The following is a 23332-nucleotide window of genomic DNA, read 5'->3' on the forward strand; positions in this document are numbered from 1 at the left end:
TGTTTACTACCATGACGGGTCTAGCAGTACATAACACCCGTCCAACATAGAGACACTATGACAGACACATACGTCGGTTCGATCGACCAAGGCACGACAGGCACGCGGTTCATGGTATTCGACCACAGCGGGCAGGTCGTCGCCAACGCGTACGAAAAGCACGAACAGTTCTATCCAGAACCCGGCTGGGTCGAGCATGACCCGATGGAGATCTGGGAAAACACGAAAGACGTCGTCACTCAGGGGCTCAAGGATGCCGGGCTGGACGCGAGCCAGCTGGAAGCGCTCGGCATCACCAACCAACGTGAGACGACGATCGTCTGGGACAAAGAGACGGGCAAGCCGGTCCACAACGCGCTGGTCTGGCAGGACCGCCGGACCACAGACCGCGTCGAGGAACTGCAGGATGCCGACAAAGTCGAGTGGATCCGTGAGAAGACCGGGCTGGAGGCCGACGCGTACTTCTCTGCGACGAAGACCGAATGGATTCTCGACAACGCCGAACCACTGAAGATGCAGAGCAGTCGCGGTGAGGACCTCCGCAAACGGGCCGAGTCCGGGGAGCTCCTCATGGGCACCATCGACTCGTGGCTCATCTACAACCTCACCGGTAACCACATCACCGACGTCACCAACGCGTCCCGGACGATGCTGTACAACATCCGGGACCTGGAGTGGGACCACGACCTCCTCGAGGAGTTCGACGTCCCCGCGTCGATGGTCCCAGAAGTGCGACCGTCGTCGGACGACGACTACTACGGGTACACCGACCCCGACGGCTTCCTCGGCGAAGAGGTCCCCGTCGCGGGCGCGCTCGGCGACCAGCAGGCCGCGATGTTCGGCCAGACCTGTTTCGACGAGGGCGACGCCAAGAACACCTACGGAACCGGCTCGTTCTACCTGATGAACACCGGGACGGAGGCAGTCACGTCTGACCACGGACTCCTGACGACCATCGGCTTCCAGATGTCCGGTGAGCCCGTCCAGTACGCGCTGGAGGGGGCCATCTTCATCACCGGGGCCGCCATCGAGTGGCTCGAAGACGTCGACCTCATCAACAACGCAGCACAGACCGCGGAACTCGCTCGCTCCGTCGACTCGACGGACGGCGTCTACATGGTGCCGGCGTTCACCGGCCTGGGCGCGCCCCACTGGGACGGGCGCGCACGCGGGACAATAGTCGGCATGACCCGGGGGACGAGGAAGGAGCACATCGTCCGGGCGACACTGGAGTCCATCGCCTACCAGACGCGGGACGTCGCAGAGGCCATGGAGGCCGACTCCGGCGTCGAGACGACGAGTCTCCGGGTCGACGGCGGTGCGGTGAAGAACAACTTCCTCTGTCAGCTCCAGTCCGACATCATCCAGACCGACATCGTCCGGCCGGAGGTCGACGAGACGACTGCACTCGGCTCTGCGTACGCCGCCGGGCTGGCGGTCGGCTACTGGGACACAGTCGACGAGCTCCGCGACAACTGGCAGATCGACCGGGAGTTCTCGCCCGAGATGGAAGCGTCCGAGGCGGACAGAAAGTACAGTCGCTGGGACGACGCCGTCGAGAAGTCCCTCGACTGGGCTCGGGAGGAGTAACCGATGGTCGCAGACCTCCTCCTACAGGTTCCGATCGTCGACATGCCGGTCGCGGACCTGCTGCTATTGCTCATCGCGGCGTTCGGCGGTGGTGCGTTCGGCGCCGCGCTCGGGGCGCTGCCGGCGTTCTGTTTCACCGGGTTCGCCGTGCTCGCCGCAGAAGGCGCTCGGCTCCTGTCGGGTGGCTCGGATGCGCTCGACGCCCCCGGTATCCTCGGTGCGATAGCGTTCGGGCCGGTCTTCGGGCCACACGTCGCTTTCGCCGGCGGTGTGGCAGCGGCCGCCTACGCAGCACGGAAAGAAGGGGTGATGTACGAACCCGAGGACGGCGACTACCACGTCGCGAAGGACATCGCGTACGCGCTGGGGACGCGCCCGGACGTCCTCGCAGTCGGTGGTATCTTCGGCATGATCGGGGCCCTGGGCACTGCTATCTCCGGAGCCCTTGCCCTGCCGTGGGACCCGATTGCGATTATGGTCGTCGTCTCGGCGGTCCTGGCTCGCCTCGCGTTCGGCTACCCGATTATCGGGGCCGGTGACAGAGACATCCTCGACATGTCTCCCTTCGAGAGAGGGGAGGAGCGCAGTCCCCCAGAGGGTCGTTCAGACGTCGCTACCGACGGTGGCACCCAAACGGCGACCCGTCTGGCCGTCGAACCGTGGCTCCCACACCAGTACGAATGGCCGAACGTCGCGGCTATCGGGCTGGTCACCGGACTGCTCGGCGGCTGGATCGCACTGGCCACCGGCAGTCCGTTCCTCGCCTTCGGTATCTCCGCGGCACTGTTGACCTTCCTCAACCTCGGCGTGGAGAACATTCCGGTCACGCACCACATGACGTTGCCGGCGAGTACGGCGGCGCTCGCGTTCGCTGCCGACCCGACCGGGATGACCCAGGTCGCAGCAATCGCCATCGCCGGCGTGTTCGGCGTCTACGGTGCTCTCGTGGGTGAACTCGTCCAGCGTATCTTCTACGCGCACTCGGACACCCACTTCGACCCGCCGGCGGCCGCTATCGTCGTCGCGACGTTCACCATCGTGGTGCTCGCCATCGTCGGCGTCTTCCCGAGCACGTCCTGGGTCCCGAACCTGGGTCTCGTATAAACGAAAAACTCATTTTTAAAAGTAGCCTATCCTTCCAAAAATGGACATCGAGTCGAGAATCAAACGACGACAACGACGTGACAGCAGTCACAGGCTCGTGCTCGATTACGAGCCGTTGTCGCCGGTCCACCACATCGACGAACCGAACGGTCGTGGTCCGATGATGGAACGGTTGCTGGATCACCTCGACTCCGTCTTCGACGGCAATCTCCCCCCAAACGCCTACGTTCACGGTCCGGCGGGGTCCGGAAAGTCCGCGGTCATCACTGCGCTGTTCTCCTGTCTCGACCTGCTGCCGACCGACGACCGGTCGATTATCCACACGAGCACGCGCGCCGAGCCGGCCATCTCCCCCGCATTCATCTACGTCGACGTCCGCGAGACGAAAAGCGAGTTCGCGTTCTATCACGCCATCCTCGACAGCCTCTCGGACGACACCGTTCCGGAGTACGGTATCGGGACCGACACGCTCCGGTCGCGGTTACACGACATTCTCGGCGGGAGAAACAACGGTGCCGTCATCGCCGTCGACCACGTCGACGACGCGGACGAGCTCGACCCCGAGGACCTCGTCGACCTGTTCGCGGGTTTACCGAGCAACACGAGCTGGCTGGCTATCGGCAGAGCGCCGGCGGAACAGAGTCCGCTGACGGAGTACACCGCTCGCTCGCTCGCCATCGAACCGTACCGGAAGCAGACGCTGGTCGACGTCCTGATGACGCGGGCCTCGGACGGGTTGGCCCAGCAGTCGCTCACCCACTCGACCGCCCGTCATATCGCCGACTGGGCGGACGGGAACGCACACGACGCCCTCTCGGTGCTGTTCGTCGCCGCGGTCAACACGGAAGCGGCCGACCGGACCCGTATCACCGAACACGACGTCGCGTCGGCCGTCGACGAGATTCCCGACCCGTGTGTCTCCCTCGGCCGCGTCCTCGCGCTACCGAAGAACCGACAGGCCGTTCTCAGGGAACTCGTCGAGATGGACGAGGCCGAGACCGCGTCGGTCACCCGGACGACCGAGGTCATCAGTCAACGCGACGCGGTCGACCTCTCACAGGGGACCGTCAAGCGGTTCCTCTACGAGATGGCTGAATCGGGTATCGTCGACCGCGTCAAGTCAGAACGGCGGAACGGCCAGGGGCGACCGCCGAGTCGCGTCGAACCTCGGTTCCCGCCGACAGCCTTCAGACAGCTCTACGACCTCGGCTCCTGACGGGTCACTGCAGCATGCTCGGGTCGCCGGTGCCACGCGTCAGCGCCGAGGCGAGTGCACCCCTGACGACGACGTCGTCGCCCATCGACGTCAGCTGGATATCGGGGATGTTCGACATCACCATGTCGTCGAGGCGGTTCCGGATGGGGTCGAGCACCTGATCCGGATTGTTGAGCGCGACGGCCCCGCCCACGTAGATGACCAGCGGGGCGTAGGAGTGGACCATGTTCGCGATGCCGATGGTGTTCCAGTGGGATATCTGGTCGAGGACGTGGGACGCGAACTCGTCCGTGCCGGCGTACTCGAAGACGTCGGCGGCGGAGAACTCCTCGGTCTCGATGGGTAGCGCCGTGTCAACGGGGTCCTCATGGTGGAGTGCAGTGGCGTAATCCGGGATGTTGTCGCCCGAGCAGTAGGCTTCCCAGTGGCCGTCGTGGCCACAGCCACAGGTCATGAACCCCTGGGGGTCGATGGTGATGTGACCGACCTCGCCCGCGTTGCCGTCCCACCCGCTGAGGATGTTGCCGTCGACGGCGACCCCCGCGCCGATACCAGACGAGATGGTCAGATACACCATGTCGTCGGGGTTCCGGTCGGAGTAGAAGCGTTCGCCGATGGCGCCCGCGTTGGCGTCGTTGTGCAGGTAGACGCGGTCGCTCCCGACCAGGTTCGAGACGGGCCCGGTCAGCGGAATGCGGTCGATGGAGTCCGGGAGGTTCGCCGGGTTCTCGATGATACCCTGCGCGAGGTCCAGCGGGCCGATCGCCGCGATACCGGCGGCTTCGATGTTCCTCGGCTCGATGCCTGCGGCCTCGGCTGCCTTCCGTAGCGTGTCGAGGACGGCCTCGGTGACGTCGATACCGGACGGGCCACGCGGCGTGTCTGACTTGTGTGACCCCAGTAGCGTCCCGGACTCGTCGCCGACGACGGCGCGGATATGTGTCGCACCGAGGTCGACGCCTGCGTATGCGGCCATGCTGTTTGATGCGTCGCTCCAGCAGTACTTAATTGCACAGATTCCTCAACGGGGGCGACCGTCGGCGGCACCGTGGTCGGTCACATCCTTGTAGACCACGCCCCGTTCCCCGTCGAGTGTGATCGTCGTGCCGTCCGTGACGGAGTCGGGGAGCTTCGTCTCGGAGACCATCGGCACGCCCAGCTCGCGGGCCACGATGGCGGCGTAGCTCGTCATCCCCTGGTGCTCGTCGATGATTCCCCCGATACGGGTCATATCGCCCTGGAACTCGCCCTCGAAGTGGTCCGGGACGACGAGGATGCCGCCGGTCGGGACGTCCGAGATGTCCCCGGTGGTGTCGAGTCGGTGGACGGGGCCCGTCGAGATACCCTCGACGACCGACCGGCCCTGAGCGGCCGTCTCTGCGGCCACGTGGACCTTCAGCATGTTCGCCGTGTTCATGCCCTCGAGCTCGGTCATCATCCCCGAGATGACGACCACGGTGTCGCCGCCGCTCGCGGCCTCCGTGTCCAGCGCTGCCTGGACCGCGCTCTGGATGACGGCGTCGGCCCCTTCGCTCCGGTACTCCGTCGTGACCGGGGTAATCCCCCAGGAGAGCGCGAGCTTCCGCTTGACCTGCGTGCTCGGCGTGGCCGCCACGATGGGAATCGAGGGACGGAACTTCGAGGCCTTGAGCGCAGTGTAGCCCGACTCGGACGCGGCGACGAGCGCGGTGGCGCCCACGTCGCGCGCCAGGTAGCGTCCCGACCGGGCCAGTGCATCGGTCCGGTTGCCGCCCGCCCCGGGGACCCACTGCTCGCGGACCTCGGCGTACTCCTCGCTGGACTCGACGTCGCGGACGATTCGGTCCATCGTCGAGACGACGCGGGTCGGGTGGTCGCCGATGGCCGTCTCGCCCGAGAGCATCACTGCGTCGGTCCCGTCGAGCACGGCGTTCGCGACGTCCGAGGCTTCCGCCCGGGTAGGTCGCCGCGAGTGGATCATCGAGTCGAGCATCTCTGTCGCGGTGATGACCGGGACGCCGGCCTGGCGACACTTCCGGATGATGCGCTTCTGTATGATGGGGACGTCTTCGAGCGGGCACTCCACGCCGAGGTCACCACGGGCGACCATCACGCCGTACGCCGCTTCGATGATGGAATCGAGGTTCTCGACGGCGCCCGAGCGCTCTATCTTCGCGATGACCGGGATGTCGACGCCGCGGTCCTCGAGTGCCTGGTTGATCTCGTAGATGGCCTCACCGTCGCGGACGAACGACGCGGCGACGAAGTCCGGCTCCTTCTCCGCGGCGACGTCGAGCTCCTGCTCGTCGTTCTCCGTGATGGTCGGGAGGTCGAGCTCGACTCCGGGGACGTTGACGCCCTTCCGCGACCCGAGTTCGCCGCCGTTCTCCACTCGCGCGTGCACGACCCCGTCTTCGACGCTTTCGACAGTCGTCTCGATGCGGCCGTCGTCCAGCAGGACGCGGTCGCCCGGCTGGACGGCGGTGATGGACTTCGAGAGCCCGACCTCCTCGGGTGTCGCGTCGTCGCCGACGACGAACTGTACCGTCGCCCCCTCCTCGAGCTGAATCGGTTCGTCTATCGGCGCCGTCCGGACTTCCGGCCCGGGCATGTCGAGCATCGCGGCGACCGGCTGGTCGACGATCTCGTCGACTTCCCGGATACGGTCGATCATCTCCCGCCGGTGTTCCGGGGACCCGTGACTCGCGTTGAGCCGGGCCACCGACATCCCGGCCTCCGCCAGCGAGGCGATCTGCTCTATCGATTCCGAAGCCGGGCCAAGCGTACAGACGATTTTCGCGTTACGCATCGGTCCGTCCCTCCGCACGGACGGGCGATACGCCGAGAGCGAGTTGAATCATATGACTGGGTACCCAGGCTGGGGATAAGAAACTTGTTTGACGCGCCTGCCGCGCCGTCATATGGCGATTGTACGGTCGGTCTATCGGTCTATCTCGGTACTGTCGCCCTGCATCACGCGTTCGACCTCGTCGGACGAGAGCACCGCGATGTCGCCGGGGACCGAGCGCTTCAGCGCTGCCGTCGCCGCCCCCCACGAGAGCGCGCGCGGAATCGGCGCTCCCTCGACGTACTGTGAGAGGAACCCACCCACGAAGGAATCGCCCGACCCAACCGGATGCGCGTCGCTCGCCTCGTAGGCCGGACGGTCGAACTGTTCGTCCGGCGTGGCCGCGACGGCACCCTCCGCGCCCTGCGTGACGACGGTGACGTCGAACCCGTACTCGTCGGTGAGCTCGACCGCCATCTCGGACGCGGGGCCCGAGAGTCCGAACAGGTTCTCGGCGTCCCGCTTGGCGGTCAGTAACACGTCGACGTTCGGGAACAGGTCCGTGAGGACCTCTGCGGCTTCTGCCGGGGTCCATAGCTTCGAGCGGTAGTTGACGTCGAGGCTCGTCGTCGCCCCTGCTTCGTCGGCCGCAGCCAACAGGTCTGCCGTGGTCGCCTCGAGCCGCTCGGAGAGGGCCGGCGTGATGCCCGACGTGTGAAAGGCTGCTGTCTCTTCGAGCAGTCCCGTGGGTAGTTCGTCGACTGTGGCAGTCGTCACGCTCGCGCCCGAACGGTCGTAGATGACGTCGTTTCCGCGGGGCACGTCCCCCTGTTCGAGATAGTAGGTCCCGACGCGCCCCGTGTCTGCGTCGTCCCAGACGACGTCGGTGTCTACGCCGTGGCTCCGGAGTTCGGTGGCGACCTTGCGCCCCGGCGGCGAGTCCGGGAGCTTCGAGACCCACGTGCTATCGAGCCCGAGCCGCTGCGCGGCCACGGCCACGTTGGACTCCGCTCCGGCGACGTGTACGTCGTACTGGTCTGCAGTCTCCACTCGCTCCTGACCTGGTGGAGAGAGTCTGAGCATCGTTTCGCCGAAAGTGACCAGGTCGACCATACGACTCCGTCGTTCCCCGGCTGGTATAAATCCCGGAGAATCCGTGAGCCCGCCGTGAAGCGATACGGGCTGTCTGTGCTGGAGATTCCAGGTCACTGGTGTCGCGCTCTTTCCCTTCGGTGAATGACGGCTGAATACCAGGATACGGGAGTTCTAGCCGCCCCTCTTTTGTATAGCGAAATGAGATTTATCTGGTCGAACTCGAGCGCCTAACTATGGTACATACTCTATCCTGTCCGGAATTTTCGAACTCACAGACCGAAACGCCACACCTGGGCCTCTGTGACCGACACTAGGATTCGTACGTGTATCGCATGAGGTACTTCATAAGATAAATCGAGCCCACGATGCTGAGGACCAGTACCAGAAGCACGATGACCACCATGAACATCAAGCTGAGATCAGACACCATCGCTACCACCCATCCGTCCGGCGTCTGTAATCAACAGCGGGGCTCCTCTGGCGGTGCATATACCCCATTTCTATCGGCATCGCCAAGAGTATGTCCTTCGGCACTGAGCACAAGTAGAATCGGGTTCTCCTGCCGTCTCTCGCGGTGTTCGGCCACCTGATTGGCTCACCGACAGCGTACTTACCAATGCGGTCAACCCGACAGTGACGCTGCGTAGTGCCCAGAGGCCTCACGAGAGGAGGATTCCCTGAATAGATGTCTGTTTCCCGTTCCGGGGGGCATCTCGGTTATCGCGTACAAAAGTGGCAACAACTATTGCATCCCCTCCGAGCACCACTTTATCGGTTCGTGTTTGGCCGCAGGGCGATCCGTAGATTCGACTCAGGCCGGTTATCGACGCGACTATTGGAACGACTGCCATCTGTTGGCCAATTCGAACCGCTACAGGAATCAATTGAGAGTTTTCCTCTCCCACGCAGGAGAGCTACTGCGATACCACGGCGTCTCCTTAGCACGGTCGGACGTTTGACACCAGAACACCGCTGTGGGTCGCGCTAAGTGAACTGCGGTGCGTCTTGATTCTGCGAGGGGAGCAAGAACGCAGTGTATTCTGCGGACCGCCATCCAGAGAGAGCGTCGTGAAGCGACGCTCCGATTCGATTGATCTCACATCTGGTCCTGGGGTTCTGATACCCGTTGGATACATCCCGACTCGGAGTCGCTATCAAAGAGGATTGAGTCCGACCACACTGGGCGCCTGTTTGAACGGCCGGAAAGCTGTGCCACGGTAAGGGATTATATTTGTGTGTATAGTCGATCGGTAGCGGAGTCATGCCAACTGAGCAGTTATATCTGAGTATATAGGCTCAAAATTCGCCAAATTTCATACCTATATTCCCGAATAAGTGTGTTTATCCGGGTGAGTAGGATTAAATTGATAATGCCTCCGTGAGAGGCCCAACACATGTCGACAGACGAGGGGAGCGAGCGGGCCGTCGTCCGGACGTACGTTCCTGCTTATCAAAAGGAGCTGTGGCAGGACCACGCCGACGACCTCGACATGAGTCAGAGCGAATTCGTCCGCACGATGGTCCAGGCGGGTCGCAGCGGCTTCGAACCGCCCGAATCAGTGGATGCGGCAGACTCGACGGTACGGACGCCCGAGGAACCACCTTCTCAGGACGCAACCCCTGGGGGTGAGGGCCTCGAAGACCGGGTGCTCGAAACGCTCTCGGATGGTGGTCACTACGATTGGGACGAGTTGCTCACCGAACTCACCGACGATATCGAAGCACGACTCGAAGAGACTCTGCAGGAGCTCCAGTCCAGTGGCCGGGTCAGATACAGCGGCAGACACGGAGGGTACGTGCTCGACAGATGAGTTCCGAGACAACCGACCCAGACTCCGACGACGATGCAGTGGGATACTTCCTCGACGACATCACGTTCCACGGCAAGAGCGAACGAACCCGGTCGTCCTACGAGCGCGTGCTCCGTGACTTCGAGTCGTTCCTCGCGGAGGGTGGACATCCCGTTCCCGTGGGAGAAGCCAGCCACAGGGACTGTATGGCCTACGTACACAGCCTCAGAGGCGACAAGAGCGAGAGTACGGTGGCGACCTACGCCTCCTACCTCCACCGGTTTTTCGCGTACATGACCCAGGTCGGAACCTTCGAGGGGAATCCGATGACGCTGGTCATGGAAGAGATGGACGAATCGATCAACACCGACCCGACGCGACGCGAGATCGGACTCCCGGCGATGCGGTCGTTCGTCGCCGAGATGACGCACCCGCTCGAACGAGCCGTCGTGGTCACGCTGCTGAAGACCGGGATGCGTGTCGGTGAACTGTGTAATCTGGACATCCGGGACCTTCACCTCGCCGAACCGGGCCCACGGCCGTCTGTGCCGGTGAGAGCAGGCCTCGACGGGCGCCCCGATTCGCTGTACGTTGCTGCGGAACCGGCCCGTGGAAGCGTCGTCAACGGCGAAGAACGAACGGCGTCGAACAAGCGCAAACGTGAGACGACGATTCCTGTCGACGAGGAGCTGGCTGGCCTACTGCGCCGCTGGCTCGCGATACGTCCAGATACACGGTCCCCCGCAGACCCGCTGTTCGTGTCGACGAGTGGCAGCTGGGGCGAGCGCCTCACGCCCGACATGGTCCACCACGCGGTCGAAACACACGCGCGGGAGCATGGCTGGTACCGGGAGGGCGGCGGTGCCGAAGAGAACGTGACGCCACACTACTTCCGGCACTTCTTCACCACCCATCTCCGGGACCGGACCGGCGACAGGGGCGTCGTGAAGTATCTCCGTGGGGACGTCGCGCAGGACGTCATCGACACGTACACCCACGAGTGGGGGAACCGAATCCGCCAGGTGTACGAGGCGAATATCTATCGGCTGCTGGACTAACTAGCAGACAGTTGTCTACTTCGTAACTTCGATTGGTGACTGGTGCCAGACCGATAAATCGTATATCGCTATATGGAATGCCGGCCACCGAGTCCGAGGTTTCGTAGCCGACCCGGATGGCCACGTTACGGCCTGAACAGCCCGCGCCGGGAGTATCAGGTGGTACGATTATATGTTAACCTGCCGAAATTATCTTGAAGAAAAATGACTGTCGCAGACATCGCACGGGCAGACGTAATGACCGCGAAGCGCGACCAATCCGCCGGCAACCTCGCGACGGTGATGAAAGAGGAATCCGTCGGGAGCGTCATCATCGTCGACGAGCGACGGCCGGTCGGCATCGTGACCGACCGCGACCTCGTGGTCGAGGTCCTCGAACCCCGGCGTGACCCGACTGCCGTGACGGCCGGTGACATCATGACGGACGCACCGGTGACGCTGAACGGGTCCGAGGGTGTGTTCGAAGCCACCAGCAAGATGTTCGAACACGCGGTCCGACGGTTGCCGGTCGTCGACGACGAGGACAACGTGTCGGGTATCCTGACACTGGATGACCTCGTCGTGTTGCTGACCGACGAACTCGACAACCTCGCCGGCGTCATCGAAGCGGAATCACCACCGTACTGACCGGCCAGGTGCGTCTCCCGCGGCCGTTTCTATTCGCGGTCGAGGTTCGGACCCGGCTTCCAGGTGTTCCCTTCGAGGGTCACCAGGTCGTATCGTTCGAGCACCTGCAGCGTGTCGACGACCGCCTGCGCGTCGAACGAGACGGCCATCGCGTCGGGCAACCGGTCGGCGATTGCACTCCGCGTCCCGCCGTCCATCTGGACGATCGTCTCGAGCAGCGTCTCGAGGTCACCCATGAGAGGGTCGAGGCCGGGGCTCCCGTTGCTGGGTTGCTGGAGTCTGTCCATAACGTCGTCGTAGTTACCGGTGATTTCGAGTGAGACGGCGACAGTATCGCTCTCTGTCTCTGATTCGTCGTCCATACCAGACCTATTCAGAGTGAAATTTCAAAAGTGTTTCTATCACTCCAGATTCCGCACACGGATGGTCTCTAGATATGGCCACCGTCGCTCACGAATACGCCCTCACCGCTTCGATGGCCGACCGATCGCGTGGGCCTGGTCCAAGTGGTGGGCCCGGTCTCCCAGTCACTGTCCGGACTGCGGTACCCGAGAGGTAGTCTCCTAGTCCCGCTGGCACTCACAACCCCGTTGGTCGAACAGTTCCGACACCGAATACTGCGAGCCACACTCCTGGCAGAGCACCTGCGCGTCGAGGAACACCTCGAAATCGCCCAGTTCGAACCGATCGGAGTTGCGCAGCTTCTCGATGCGTTCCTCGGTGACCGACATTGTTCTGGTCATCAGTCGCTGGATGCTCTCTAAGTCCTTCTGTATCTTCTCGTCGTCCGAAGGCCCTTCGTACGCCGCCCCACGCCACTCTTTGAGATACGACCGGATGGCCTGGTAGGTGACGAAGTCACTCTGGAGCGCGTCGACGTCGATGCCATTGCGTTCGAGCCGACTCCGCGTGTCGGTCTGGACACCGGTACTCACGTCCTCGTCGGTGAGGTTCCGGTAGGTCATGTCGACGTTGGCTTCCAGCGCGTTCATGCCCGCATCGAGCAGCGTCTGCTCGAGGAGGCGCTTGTTGAACAGCGTCGCGAGGTCCCGGAGGCTCAGGCGCTCCTCGCCGGTCCCCGTCCAGCGTGCTTCCAGCTCCGCTCCAAACCCGTCGAGGTCGTACTCGTCGATGAGCCGAGCCACCTTGCTCGATGGGCGGTCTTCTGTCGCATCAACCATCTAGTGGATACACCCACGGGAGAGATCAGTAAAAACGTATCGCCCTCAGATGTCCGTGATTCTGTGATACTCCTCGTCGAGCGCCTGGGCGTCCTCCGGTAGTAGCGCGACGACGAGGTACTCTGCGTAATCGCTGAAGTAGTCGACCAGCGCGGCGATGCGGTCCGCGTCGATGGCCTCCAGGGAGTCCAGGAGCATGAACGGAACCACCTCGTGCAGGTCGTGAACGAGATAGCCCGCCAGCGCGAAGATGAGCCCGGTCACTTTCCGTTCGCTCTCGCTCAGGTGGTCGATGGTGTCTTCGTAGGCAGCGCCGTTCTCGGTGGTCCGGACGATATGCAGCTCGAACATCGTTCGGTCGACGGTCCGGCGGCCCTCCCGGACCGACTTCTCGACCCGTTCGATCCAGATTCGGTCGAGGTTATCGTACTCGAGGGTCTCCAGCAATGCGTCCATGTGCTGGTTGAACTCCTCGGCCGCCTGGCTCTCTATCTGGTCGATCTTCGTCCGGAGGTCGGTGAGCTCGTCGCCGAGTTCCTCGCGTTCCGTCCGAAGTTCCTCGGCTTCGTCGAGCAGTGATTCGATCGATTCGATTTCCTCTGTCTTCTCGTCTAAGTCCGATTCGAGGCGTTCAATCTCGAACTCGAGCTGGTTGGCCTCAGTGTGCAACGAGAGGATGTCCTCGAAGTCCTCGGATTCGAGTGCTTCGACGTCTGATTCGAGCGTCTCGACGGTCTTCATGAGCGACTGGCGCTGCTCTTTGAGAGAGTCGACCTGCTCGGACCGTCGTTGGAGTTCCGCCTCGATGTCGCCGAGTTTCTCGTCCAACCGCTCGCGACGGCGCTCCTTGCGCTCGGCTTCGGACTGCTGTTCTTTCAGGTCCTCAAGCTCCGACTTGAGGTCGTTCAGGTCCCCGACCTTCTCCTGACGGAGCGTCTGCAAGCGGTCGACGGTCTGTTCGATCTGCTCGCGGTCGACGGTCGAGCCACACGTCCAGCACACCATGCTCTCCGCGTCGTCGGCGAGTAGTCGGTCGGTCACTTCGCCGTTGTCCGCGCTCGCTTGCTCGAGCGACTGCATGACCTCGTAGTCCTCACCCTCCAGTCGTTCCTCGTTGTACTGGATGAGGCTCTGGAGGTCGGATATCTCCGTACTGAGCGATTGGCGCCGTTCCCGGAGCCGGACGATTTCGTTCTCGAGGTCTTCATGTTCGCCCATCGGCGCTGACGGGAGGGCGTCGCGTTCGTCTTCGACCTCGTTTCGCTCCGACTTCAGCGAGGCGATACTCTCTTCCTGGGTCTCTATCTTCCGGCGAATCGATTCGATCTCGGATCGGGTCTCGCGGAGTTCGTCGAGCTTCGATTCGAGCTTCTGCTGTTCTCGACGGCTCTCCTCGATGTTGCGACTACTTTCGTCGATCTCCGTTTCGAGCGTCGCGAGCTCGTCCCGTTTTGCCTCGATCTGCTCGCGCAAGTCTGTCCGCTGTTGTTCGAGCTTCGGGAGGTCGGTCTTCCGGTTCTCGATCGTCGCGAGCTCTTCGTTGATGTCCTCCTTCTTGGCTTCGAGTTGGCTGATTTCCTCTTTGATTGCCGTCGTATCGACCGGGCGCATGATGATCTCTCTGAGGTCGTCACCGCGGGCGACGGACTGACGGGGTTCGTTGGTCTCGAGGAGGAAGGCAAAGAGGTCCGCAACTTCGGGGTCGTCGAGGTACGTCTCGCCGGAGAACTTGACGGCGTCACCCGCCCGTGAGAGGGTCCGCTCGTAGGTCTCGCCCCCGAGTTCGAGCCGAATCTGTCCCTCGTCGGAATCCCCTTTCAGCGTCACCTGTCGACTGCCCATGATACCCATGACGGACTGGAGGAACGACGTCCTGTTCGTCGCGTTCTTTCCGGTGAGGACAGTCACTCCGGGTGGAATGTCTACCTGCGTGTTACCGATACCACCGACGTTCTGGACCTCGAACCGAGCGACGTCGGAGACTTGACTCGATGAACTCATTACTCTCAGGTTGGAACGTACATTATAAAAATTAACTGGTCCAATCGACGGAAACGGTCGGAGCAGTGCGTTCTCATAATGAATGTACAATTGTTACATGTCTCGTTCGGACGGTACCCACGAGAGAAATAGCTCGCACCGCTCGGACGACATCAAGTCGAGCACCAGGAGTCCCTGTGTTGTGACGTGAGTTCGTGGGTAGCGCCGCCACCGCCTGGCCAGTGTCACTGCAGTCACCGCGAAATCGTCGAACTCGATACGGAGCGTTCGATTCATCTGCGATAGGCGCATTTGTTTTCAAACCACTATCATTTATCGTTAAATATATATGGTTAGTCTCGATCCGAGTATTGATATCTTGTTCTGTTCGGACGGTTTTGCGCTTGCAAGGCCTCTTCGCCGGGTGGTGGGCCCGAATACCCGCGTCAGGGCCTGTTGTTTAGGGACGGTCTCCAACCGGCCCGGCGTCGGCCGATTACGCCTCATCGGACATATATAAGTAGCGTCACGAGACCCGGCGATATCGGTCGGTAAGTAAAAGACTTATTGTTCTTAACGCGGTACTGTTTCGCATGTCAGCGTCCCCCACCCGGGAAAACCCCCACTGGTACCTCCACTCGCTTCACGAGTACGTCGCGGAACCCCTCGAGACGGCCCTGACGGCCCTGGACCGCGAGCACGGAGAACTGACAGCAGAGTCTGAGGCCCTCGAAACGTTTCGGGACATCGTTGTCGACGTCGACACAGAGGGGCCGCAAGGACGAGCCCCAGCTGCTCTCCAGACCCCGACTAAGACGACTGGCGCGACAGATACCGTGCGGGGGGCCTACGAACGGACCTTCTTCGACGTGGCCCACCAGGAGGAGGTCTACGGGGATTCGCTGGTCGAGAGCATCGCGCGCGAGTTCGGGTGGGACTTCGCGTCGGTGCTCCGGCCAGGGAACTCGGTCCAGTTCTCGCCGGCCCTGAAGCAAGCGTTGCTCGCTGCGACGGAGCGGTCGATCGACCAGCGCCAGTCACTGCTCGCGTGCGTCGAGTCCGAACAGGAGTCGGTCGAGCGGGCGTCGACGGCCCTCCGGGACCTCCTGGAACCCATCGACAGCAGCGTCCTCCCTGAGTGGTACCGGAGCACGTTCGAGGCGGAGCTCCGAGCGATCACCGACACGCGCCAGCAGACGCTCCACGACAGGACAGAGACCTTCGACAACCACGACTTCTGTTCGTACCTCTACGAGAGCGCGGAGTGGACGTACCCGGTGCTGACGAGCGTCGCTCGGCTACGGGAGTCCGTGTCGCTGAGCTGACTGTGGTATCAGTATAGTCCCCCTTATCGTGGCCGGACACGAGAAACTGACTCTGAGTCCGCGGCCGACCAGGTCCCACGAGTAACCAGCACTTATCGCAACGTTCCAGACCAGCTTGTTCGGAAGCGGGGCCGCTCAGCGCCCCTAGGCTGCATCTCCACACGGTTGCTTGTTCTCCTACGGGGTCAGATACGTCCGTTGTACGGGCCGCTAGGCTGAGATTTACAATACCGTGACGCTGCTTACTACAGCGTGTCGAACCGTTCTGGGTCACCGACCGGCACGAGCCGGGCGCGTGCAGGCCCGATTGCGGCACAGCCACACTCGTGGTCGCGGCGCCCGTGTCTCCGGAGCGGGGCTCCGACTGACGGCATCACTCGGTCGCCATGTCCAGGAACGGTCTGGGGCTCGCTTCCAGCGTTTCGCCGTAGTTTACGCTACGGCCAGGAGAGGAACGAATATCGGTCGGCGCAATCTCCGATTACCCGTCGATAACACCATTATAACAATACTCGTAGATAGCGCTCTCTACAGTGGGGAGAGTAGTTATCAGACAATTTGGCCGACATCCCTTGCCATCCCACCCGACCCCACCCACCCCCAGGCCAAGCATCGGGACGACTGCCGAGCCTTCTCGGCACTCGCACCCAACTTCTCTCTCCCCAAAACCTACTTATTGCCCAGTGTTGTGACGAGTTCCGCCACGTAGTCCTGCTGATTCGAACGAGCGGAGGCTGGGCGCTTCACGTGTTGGCGTACCCAACCTGACCGCTAAGCGGGTTCCCCAGAAGAACAGTTGGGCGCCCCTCGAACCTGCATGCGATTCTCTGACTCCGTACCGGACAGACACAGAAGCCGATTCGACGAGCTGTCGGGAAGACGCCCCTGCAGCACCGCAGTCGTTATTCGACGGTCACGCTCTTCGCGAGGTTCCGGGGCTTGTCTATCGCCCTGTCGAGCGCGTCGGCGACGTGGTACGCGAACAGCTGGAGCTGGAGGTTGCCGAGGACCGCTGTCAGTTCGGGAGCCGTGTCCGGAACGGTCAGCACGTCGTCGAAGTCCTCGTAGACCAGGTCGCTCCCTTCGGGCACGACGCCGATTACGGGCGCGCCGCGCGCCTGGACCTCTCTGACGTTGCTGAGCGTGTTCCTGTCGTTCTCTCCGGAGAACAGCGCGATGACTGGGGTCTGTGGCGTCACGAGCGCGAGCGGCCCGTGTTTCAGCTCGCCGGCCGGGAACCCCTCGGCGTGTTCGTAGGAGATCTCCTTGAGTTTGAGCGCTCCCTCCAGTGCGACCGGGTAGCAGGGACCACGGCCGATGAAGAAGAACGAATCGGCGTCGGCGTACCGCCGCGCTACCGCCTCGGCCTGGGGACTCTCGAGTGTCCGTGCTGCGTTGTCCGAGAGAGCCGCAAGTTCGTCTAGCGGATAGCCCTGAATGTCCGTCCCGCGGTCCTGAACGATGCGTTCGGCGAGCAACACGAGCGCGGTGATCTGTGAGGTGAAGGTCTTCGTCGCTGCGACGCCGATTTCGGGGCCCGCACGTATCAGCAGATGGTGGTCACACGCCCTGGTCACGGTCGACCCGACGACGTTCGTCACGGCCAGGGTGGTCGCGCCCTCCGCGCGAGCGATGCGTACCGCCTCAAGCGTGTCCGCCGTCTCGCCGCTCTGCGTGACGGCGACCGTGAGGACCCGTTCGTCGACGGGTGGTGGGGACCCGCTGTACTCCGAGGCGAGGAACGTCTGTGCGTCGACCCCGCGCTCGCGGAGTAACTGCTCACAGTACAGCGATGCGTGATACGACGTCCCACAGGCGACGAAGTGGACAGCCTCGACGGCACCGAAGTCCAGTGCCTCGAGCTCTTCGAGCCGGACGCCGTCGTCGGTCAGGCGACCCCGAATCGTCTGTTCGATAGCCGACGGCTGCTCGTGAATCTCCTTGAGCATGAAGTGGTCGTACGCCCCCTTGCGGGCGTCGCCGGGGGTCCAGTCGATGGTCTCTGCCGGGCGCGTTACCAGCTGGCCGTCGTTGGACACCTCGAACGACGTCGGCGAGAGCGTCACGAGGTCGCCGTCTTCGAGATACACCACCTCGTCCGTGTACTCGACGAAAGCCGGCGCGTCGCTCCCGAGATAGAACGTGTCGGCACCGACGCCGAGCGCGAGCGGTGACCCGTTGCGCGCGGCGAACACGCGGTCGTCGCCGTCGACGAGAATCGCGACCGCGTAACTCCCCGCAAGCCGGTCGATTGCCTGCCGGACAGCCACGCCCGTCTCGTCGCCCGCTTCCAGGCACTGCTCTACGAGATGCGCCACGACTTCCGTGTCGGTGTCGCTGGTGAAGCGGTGGCCGTGGTCGCGGAGGTCGGCTTTCAGGACCTCGTGGTTCTCGATAATCCCGTTGTGGACGACGGCCACCCGGCCGGTGCAGTCCGTGTGCGGGTGCGCGTTCGCGTCTGTCGGCGGTCCGTGCGTGCTCCACCGCGTGTGGCCGATGGCTCTGGTGCCGTCGGGGAGCTCGGCGCGCACGTCGTCGACGAGCGCGGAGATCTGCCCCGCGCGCTTACAGACGGCGAGCGAGTCGTCGAGTCCGACGGCCACGCCCGCTGAGTCGTAGCCCCGGTACTCGAGGTTCTGCAGTCCGCGCAGCACACTCGCGAGTACCGGTTCGGTCCCGATGGCGGCGATGATGCCACACATCGTTCAGGTGCTCCATTGAGGCGGGCGCGCGCAGGCGTTGGTGTTGGTGTCCTCCCACGTGCCGGTCTCGAGGGCGGAATCGGGGGCTGGTGTGTGTTGAATCATAGTGAGGACTGTCTGGCGGTAGTCACACACCGCAAGGCAGTCTCACGTTGTAGTAATCGAACTCCTTCTGGGTAGTACTCGGCGATTACCAGAACGGATCGATGCGAGAAAGAAGGTGGTCAGTCGTCGCTGTTCTCTGCGGCCCAGTGCAGCGCGGACGTGGCGCCCGCGATACCGACGACCAGCGCCAGCATAGCCATGACCGCCCAGCCTGGGACCGGGGCGAACACGGAGAGCGCGAGCACGAGGACACCCACGATAGAGACGCCCCCGTAGTACTGGTACCAGCGACGGGACGGGCCCGCCTCGGCGTGGTCGAGGTACTTCTCGAAGTGGACGGCCTGATCGGTCAGTTCGATGTGGCCGCGGTTCTGGTTGAACTCGACGACGCCGATGTCGTCCATCTTCGGCAGGTGGCACTGATAGAGACCGACGTAGACCCGCTTGCGCTGACTCGAACTCAGCTCGGCCGTCGTGATGCCGTTCTCGACGGCAGCGACGTGCTCTGCCAGGTCCGACAGCGAGACCCGCTCGCCGCGTTCACGGAGGTACTTGATGACCTCGCGGCGACGACTGTTCTTCAGAATCTCGAAGATGAGGTCGAGCGACGGTTCGGGCGGCGTGTCTGCTGCCGCCTCGACCACGGTCTCTGCCTCGGCGTCCACCGGCTCCGAAGAGCTGGTAGTCACTGATTGTTCCTCGACGTTCTGTTCCGATTGCGACATTGTTTGATCCTTGACTCCCATTTGTTTCCCCTTCCCGATGGCGGGGTAGCCATCCAGTGCTACCGCGACTGATGGCTCCACCCGAGCGTAATCGGTATACTTGTTAATCGAATGGAAAGTACTTAATCCTTTGCAACTGCTAAGTAGGCGACACTAAGTTGATATTACCAGGCTACGCCTCGGGTAGGTTCGATAGTTTTCGCGCCGTTCCGGTCAGACGTCCCGGTATCCGCCGATACGAATATCGAACTACGGCGGCGCCTTCGGCCGGGGTAGGTTCGATGTTCTCGTCGTAGGCTACGACTGGCGACGCCCGTCTCGCCCGTCAGCAACCACCGTTTAGGAGTGCTGCAGGGGTATCTATCTCTCACGTGTGTACGTGGGAAGACCATCGGATACTACCGGAGTTTTGCCGAGACTACGCCATCGTTTGATACCGGATACACGAGGTATGACCCAGGTAACAAAGTCGTTTATAGGCGAAATCTTCCACTGTGACTATCGAATACCACGTAACTTGCAACCCGTACGAACAACGTTGGGAGTAGTGCCGATGATAGGCTCTGACCCCGCAGTGATTACACGCGATGCTGCGTACGAGGTACTCAGCAACCCCCGACGGAGAGCGATTCTCCACATCCTTCGGACCGCCGACCGTCCGATCGAAGTGACCACGCTGGCGGCGCAAGTCGCCGGCTGGGAGGAGGGGATTCGACCGGCAGACCTCACGAGTCGACAGCGAAAGCGTGTCTACGTTTCGATGTACCAGACGCACATCCCGAAACTCGAGTCGGTCGGACTGGTAACCCACGAAGGTGAGAACGTCCGTGCCACGAACCAGATTCACGAGATCGACACCTACCTCTCGAAGGAGAGCCGGTGGATACCCTGGTACTACCTGACGACTGCGACGTCCGGATTCGCAGTGGCTCTCTTCGGTCTCGCGGCGCTCGCTCCGTTCGTCTCGACGTCGCTCGCGTACTTCGCTGCGTTCCTGCTCGTCGCGAGCGTCGGAGTCAGCGCTGTCGGGCAGTTCATCGAACACCGACAGCAGAGCCGGACACTGCCGGTCGAACTATCCGGTTATCCGCCGTCCTTACGGGTGACCGGCAGTGAGTAGCGCAGAACGCTCAGTATCGCCCGGGAAACTCCGCTCGGTTCGAGCACAAGAGTTATCCGCGAACCAAGGGAAACAACACATAGGTGTGACAATCCACCACACGGACCGACGTACCCGCACGGTCGGTCCCTGGGTTGCAGCGCCGAACTACGCATAATGGCAGATTTCGACCAGTGGGACAAGGTAAGTTACGTGATCAGTTCACGGTATCGCGTCGAGACGATTCGTCGGCTGTCGGAGGGCCCGGCGACACCGTCACTCATCGCGAGTGACAGGGAACTCAGCATCGCACACGTCTCTCGCGCGCTCCAGGAGCTCCGCGAGATGGACCTCGTTGACCTTCTCGTCTCCGAAGACCGGAAGAAAGGCCGCGTGTACGGCATCACCGACGAAGGGGTCGAGGTCTGGGAGACTATCGAACGGAAGAACATGGCCTGACCGGCGTCTCCGACACGACTCCGGTCCCCACGTAGTTCTCGACTGCGCCTCAGTCGCTGGGCTGTTCGAGCTTGGTGACGCTGACTTCAGACTGCTCGAGTTCGACCAGACAGCCTTCGTGTTGGAACTCGAACCGGAACTCCCTGCTTGCGCTCCGCTCGACGAGCCTGTCCAGCGCGTCGGTGTCGATCGTCTGCCCGACCGGTTCGAGTTCCGTAACGTCCTTCCCGAGCCGCTCTGAGAGTTTGATGGCGATTGCCGTGCTCGGAGCGGCGTCCGTCAGTTCGTCCTGCCCCGCGTCCGGCGAGCCCAGCTCTTCCTCTGTCCACATACCTCACCATTCGGTAGCCGTCATAAATATCTACTGAACTCGGCGAGCTGCTGGACACGCGAGCAGAGTGCTACTCGGAGATGCGAAATCGATTATCGAGTGACGGAAGGCGTTCCTACCCGAATCGTTCGTGAGCGCTTACCCCGAAACCGCCTCTTACAGTCTGAACTGGTACGCACACGGTCGTTATTACAATCTATCTAACAATATCTGTATATCCGGTCTACTGGTACATGGCTATCACCCATAGGCAGTTGATTCTGATCGGCGTCACAGTCATCGGAATCGTCACGGTCGGTGCCGTGACGGGAGGGTTCAGTGAGCCACTCTCAACGCAGAACCAATCACCGGAGACAGCCGGCGCCGACTTCGTAGTCAGCGAGCTGGACGACTCCGACAGGATCACGGCAGGCGAGGACCTGACCGTCTGGACGACAATCCAGAACCCGGAGTCGTCGGAACAGACCCGACAGATCGCCCTCAGAGTCGATATGGACGGTGACGGTGTCGTCGATACGACCGTCGCCGAAGAGTCTGTCACGCTCGGCGGCGAGCAGTCCGAAACCGTCGAACTGACCGTGTCGACCGAGTCGATGGAACCCGGTACCTACGACTACGGCATCTCGACGGGTGACTCGAGTGACGAGCCCACCAGCAGCGGTCAGTTCGTCATCCTTCGACCGACGACGTTCATCGTCGACGACACGGACGCGGAGTCGCCCGTCGTTCAGGGCGACAGCACTACCATCACTGCCACCGTCTCCAACACCGGCGACTTCCAGGGCGTCCAGACGGTCGGACTCTACGTGTCCGACGGGACTAGTGTCGACGACGGGGCGCTAGAGGCCAGCAAGTCCTTCTCGCTCGCCCCTGGAGCGACCGATACCGTCTCGTTCACTGTCGACACAGCCGACCGGTCCCCGGGCGTGTACACGTACGAAGTGCGGACCGAGGACGACGCTTCGGCCAGCAGTCTCACCATCCACCAGCCAGCCACGTTCGACGTCACCGAGCTGAACGGCACACTTGATGTGGTCCGGGGCGAGACTGCAAATCTCACCGGCACTGTCGAGAACGTCGGCGACGTCGAGGGAACCCAGACCGTCGCGTTGATGCACGACGGGAAAGCCGTCGAGAACCGGACCGTCACGCTCGCGAGCGGTGAATCCACCGACCTCGAGTTCAGCGTGGCGACGGCCAACCGCACGCGCGGGAACTACACATACGCCGTCGTATCGTCTGATTACAGCGCCGCGGCGGACCTGCGAGTCCGCAACAGCGAGTTCACCGTGACCGATCTGCGGGGGAACGAGACGGTCTACATCGGTGACCCGATGGTTTTCACGGCCACGGTCAAGAACACCGGTGACGCACCGGACACCCAGACCCTCGAGTTCAAACTCGACATCGACGGCGACGACCAGCCCGAATCGTACGGCATCACCCAGAACGTCACTCTCGCGGCGAACGAGACCAAGGATGTCGTCTTCGACCTGCCGTACATGGAGGACCCAGACCCGTTCCCGGTCGAGGACTTCATCACTGGGACGTTCATCTACAGCGTCCATGCCGAGGACTCCAAAATGTCCGCTGTCTTCGTCGCAAAATGGCCACCGTACTCCGGGTCTGGTGGCTCGGCTGACGACGGAACTGGCGACGTCACGAACGGTGATGGAACCGGCGACGAAACCAACGGTGACGGAACCGGCGATGCGAGCGAAGATATCGAGTACACGACGCTCGACGAGATTTCGGTCGCCAAGACCAATCTCCATTACGACGAGCTCAGTGACGAGACCGCGAACCAGATCGACGAGATCTTCGCCCGGCAGCCGTTCGCCGACGGCCTCGACATCACTGATATCTACACCCGCGAGGAGTTCGCGCGAATCAAGTACGACATCAACGTCCCACGCTCCGCGGACTTCGAGTTCGACTCGCTCGACATGGACCTCCAGCAGACCATCGAGGCCGAGTACGACGCGCAGTTCCAGACTCAAGAGGGTGACACCATCGAATCGTGGGATGAACTCGCACAGGCCCAGTACGGGACTGATTACGAGAGCCTGACCGACGAGCAACAAGAAGAGATCCGGGCTGCGTACCTGGACCAGTTCGAATAGGGCGGTTCGTTCGCCGTCCACTCGCTTTCTGTTTGTGTTTCAGTTGGGAGATTCC

At 62.4% G+C, this 23332-nt stretch carries 20 protein-coding genes; 10 read left to right on the forward strand and 10 right to left on the reverse strand.

The window, feature by feature from the left end:
- Positions 1 to 57 precede the first annotated feature (57 nt).
- Genes glpK through P1L41_RS11375 form a run of 3 tightly spaced genes read left to right on the forward strand, consistent with a single transcriptional unit; the run spans position 58 to position 3910 of the window.
- The gene (gene glpK / locus P1L41_RS11365; protein ID WP_276295844.1) at positions 58 to 1590 is read left to right on the forward strand and encodes a glycerol kinase GlpK; all 1533 of its coding nucleotides are present in this window, start codon (positions 58 to 60) and stop codon (positions 1588 to 1590) included.
- 3 nt (positions 1591 to 1593) lie between these two features.
- The gene (locus tag P1L41_RS11370) at positions 1594 to 2694 is read left to right on the forward strand and encodes a DUF7973 family transport facilitator (RefSeq protein WP_276295845.1); all 1101 of its coding nucleotides are present in this window, start codon (positions 1594 to 1596) and stop codon (positions 2692 to 2694) included.
- Positions 2695 to 2734: 40 nt separating this feature from the next.
- Positions 2735 to 3910 carry a Cdc6/Cdc18 family protein gene (locus P1L41_RS11375; protein ID WP_276295846.1) on the forward strand — a complete coding sequence of 392 codons (1176 nt, stop codon included), beginning with the start codon at positions 2735 to 2737 and terminating at the stop codon, positions 3908 to 3910.
- 4 nt (positions 3911 to 3914) lie between these two features.
- On the opposite strand, the gene P1L41_RS11380 is transcribed toward P1L41_RS11375, so the two are convergent.
- The 3 genes from P1L41_RS11380 to kdgK1 form a co-directional block, all read right to left on the reverse strand.
- Positions 3915 to 4886 carry an ROK family protein gene (locus P1L41_RS11380; protein ID WP_276295847.1) on the reverse strand — a complete coding sequence of 324 codons (972 nt, stop codon included), beginning with the start codon at positions 4884 to 4886 and terminating at the stop codon, positions 3915 to 3917.
- Between the two features lie 45 nt (positions 4887 to 4931).
- Positions 4932 to 6698: a pyruvate kinase gene (gene pyk, locus P1L41_RS11385; protein ID WP_276295848.1), complete on the reverse strand. Its 1767-nt coding sequence runs from the start codon at positions 6696 to 6698 to the stop codon at positions 4932 to 4934.
- A 132-nt stretch (positions 6699 to 6830) separates the two neighbouring features.
- Positions 6831 to 7790, reverse strand: coding sequence for a bifunctional 2-dehydro-3-deoxygluconokinase/2-dehydro-3-deoxygalactonokinase (gene kdgK1, locus P1L41_RS11390; RefSeq protein WP_276295849.1), 960 nt, complete (start codon positions 7788 to 7790; stop codon positions 6831 to 6833).
- A gap of 1376 nt (positions 7791 to 9166) precedes the next feature.
- Here kdgK1 and P1L41_RS11395 point away from each other — a divergent pair.
- The 3 genes from P1L41_RS11395 to P1L41_RS11405 all read left to right on the forward strand — a co-directional run bounded on the left by P1L41_RS11395 (position 9167) and on the right by P1L41_RS11405 (position 11247).
- Complete coding sequence (locus tag P1L41_RS11395; protein ID WP_276295850.1) at positions 9167 to 9583, forward strand: DUF5805 domain-containing protein; 417 nt, start codon at positions 9167 to 9169, stop codon at positions 9581 to 9583.
- Entirely contained in the window at positions 9580 to 10620 is a 1041-nt protein-coding gene (locus tag P1L41_RS11400) for a tyrosine-type recombinase/integrase (protein WP_276295851.1), read from the forward strand. Before P1L41_RS11395 ends, P1L41_RS11400 begins: the two co-directional genes overlap by 4 nt.
- Before the next feature lie 204 nt (positions 10621 to 10824).
- A complete protein-coding gene (locus P1L41_RS11405; RefSeq protein ID WP_276295852.1) occupies positions 10825 to 11247 on the forward strand; it encodes a CBS domain-containing protein in 423 nt (140 codons plus the stop codon).
- Between the two features lie 29 nt (positions 11248 to 11276).
- On the opposite strand, the gene P1L41_RS11410 is transcribed toward P1L41_RS11405, so the two are convergent.
- The 3 genes from P1L41_RS11410 to P1L41_RS11420 form a co-directional block, all read right to left on the reverse strand.
- Entirely contained in the window at positions 11277 to 11609 is a 333-nt protein-coding gene (locus P1L41_RS11410) for a hypothetical protein (RefSeq protein WP_276295853.1), read from the reverse strand.
- 201 nt (positions 11610 to 11810) lie between these two features.
- Positions 11811 to 12428, reverse strand: a complete 618-nt coding sequence (gene rdfA / locus P1L41_RS11415) for a rod-determining factor RdfA (protein WP_276295854.1) — start codon at positions 12426 to 12428, stop codon at positions 11811 to 11813.
- A gap of 45 nt (positions 12429 to 12473) precedes the next feature.
- Positions 12474 to 14429, reverse strand: a complete 1956-nt coding sequence (locus P1L41_RS11420) for an archaea-specific SMC-related protein (RefSeq protein ID WP_276295855.1) — start codon at positions 14427 to 14429, stop codon at positions 12474 to 12476.
- A gap of 572 nt (positions 14430 to 15001) precedes the next feature.
- On the opposite strand from P1L41_RS11420, the gene P1L41_RS11425 reads away from it, so the two are divergent.
- Entirely contained in the window at positions 15002 to 15733 is a 732-nt protein-coding gene (locus P1L41_RS11425) for a DUF7260 family protein (protein ID WP_276295856.1), read from the forward strand.
- Positions 15734 to 15978: 245 nt separating this feature from the next.
- On the opposite strand, the gene P1L41_RS11430 is transcribed toward P1L41_RS11425, so the two are convergent.
- The 3 genes from P1L41_RS11430 to P1L41_RS11440 all read right to left on the reverse strand — a co-directional run bounded on the left by P1L41_RS11430 (position 15979) and on the right by P1L41_RS11440 (position 19265).
- Positions 15979 to 16107, reverse strand: coding sequence for a hypothetical protein (locus tag P1L41_RS11430; RefSeq protein WP_276295857.1), 129 nt, complete (start codon positions 16105 to 16107; stop codon positions 15979 to 15981).
- 528 nt (positions 16108 to 16635) lie between these two features.
- The gene (glmS, locus tag P1L41_RS11435) at positions 16636 to 18435 is read right to left on the reverse strand and encodes a glutamine--fructose-6-phosphate transaminase (isomerizing) (protein WP_276295858.1); all 1800 of its coding nucleotides are present in this window, start codon (positions 18433 to 18435) and stop codon (positions 16636 to 16638) included.
- Positions 18436 to 18659: 224 nt separating this feature from the next.
- Positions 18660 to 19265, reverse strand: a complete 606-nt coding sequence (locus tag P1L41_RS11440; RefSeq protein WP_336399364.1) for a DUF7344 domain-containing protein — start codon at positions 19263 to 19265, stop codon at positions 18660 to 18662.
- A gap of 553 nt (positions 19266 to 19818) precedes the next feature.
- On the opposite strand from P1L41_RS11440, the gene P1L41_RS11445 reads away from it, so the two are divergent.
- Positions 19819 to 20385: a DUF7344 domain-containing protein gene (locus P1L41_RS11445; protein ID WP_276295860.1), complete on the forward strand. Its 567-nt coding sequence runs from the start codon at positions 19819 to 19821 to the stop codon at positions 20383 to 20385.
- A gap of 156 nt (positions 20386 to 20541) precedes the next feature.
- Entirely contained in the window at positions 20542 to 20823 is a 282-nt protein-coding gene (locus tag P1L41_RS11450; RefSeq protein WP_276295861.1) for an ArsR family transcriptional regulator, read from the forward strand.
- Between the two features lie 49 nt (positions 20824 to 20872).
- Here P1L41_RS11450 and P1L41_RS11455 read toward each other — a convergent pair whose 3' ends face one another.
- Positions 20873 to 21154 (reverse strand): HalOD1 output domain-containing protein, encoded by a 282-nt coding sequence (locus P1L41_RS11455; protein ID WP_276295862.1) that lies wholly within the window; start codon positions 21152 to 21154, stop codon positions 20873 to 20875.
- A 233-nt stretch (positions 21155 to 21387) separates the two neighbouring features.
- On the opposite strand from P1L41_RS11455, the gene P1L41_RS11460 reads away from it, so the two are divergent.
- A complete protein-coding gene (locus P1L41_RS11460; RefSeq protein ID WP_276295863.1) occupies positions 21388 to 23277 on the forward strand; it encodes a CARDB domain-containing protein in 1890 nt (629 codons plus the stop codon).
- Positions 23278 to 23332: the final 55 nt, after the last annotated feature.

It is taken from the genome of Haloarcula ordinaria (assembly GCF_029338275.1).
GTDB lineage: Archaea > Halobacteriota > Halobacteria > Halobacteriales > Haloarculaceae > Haloarcula > Haloarcula ordinaria.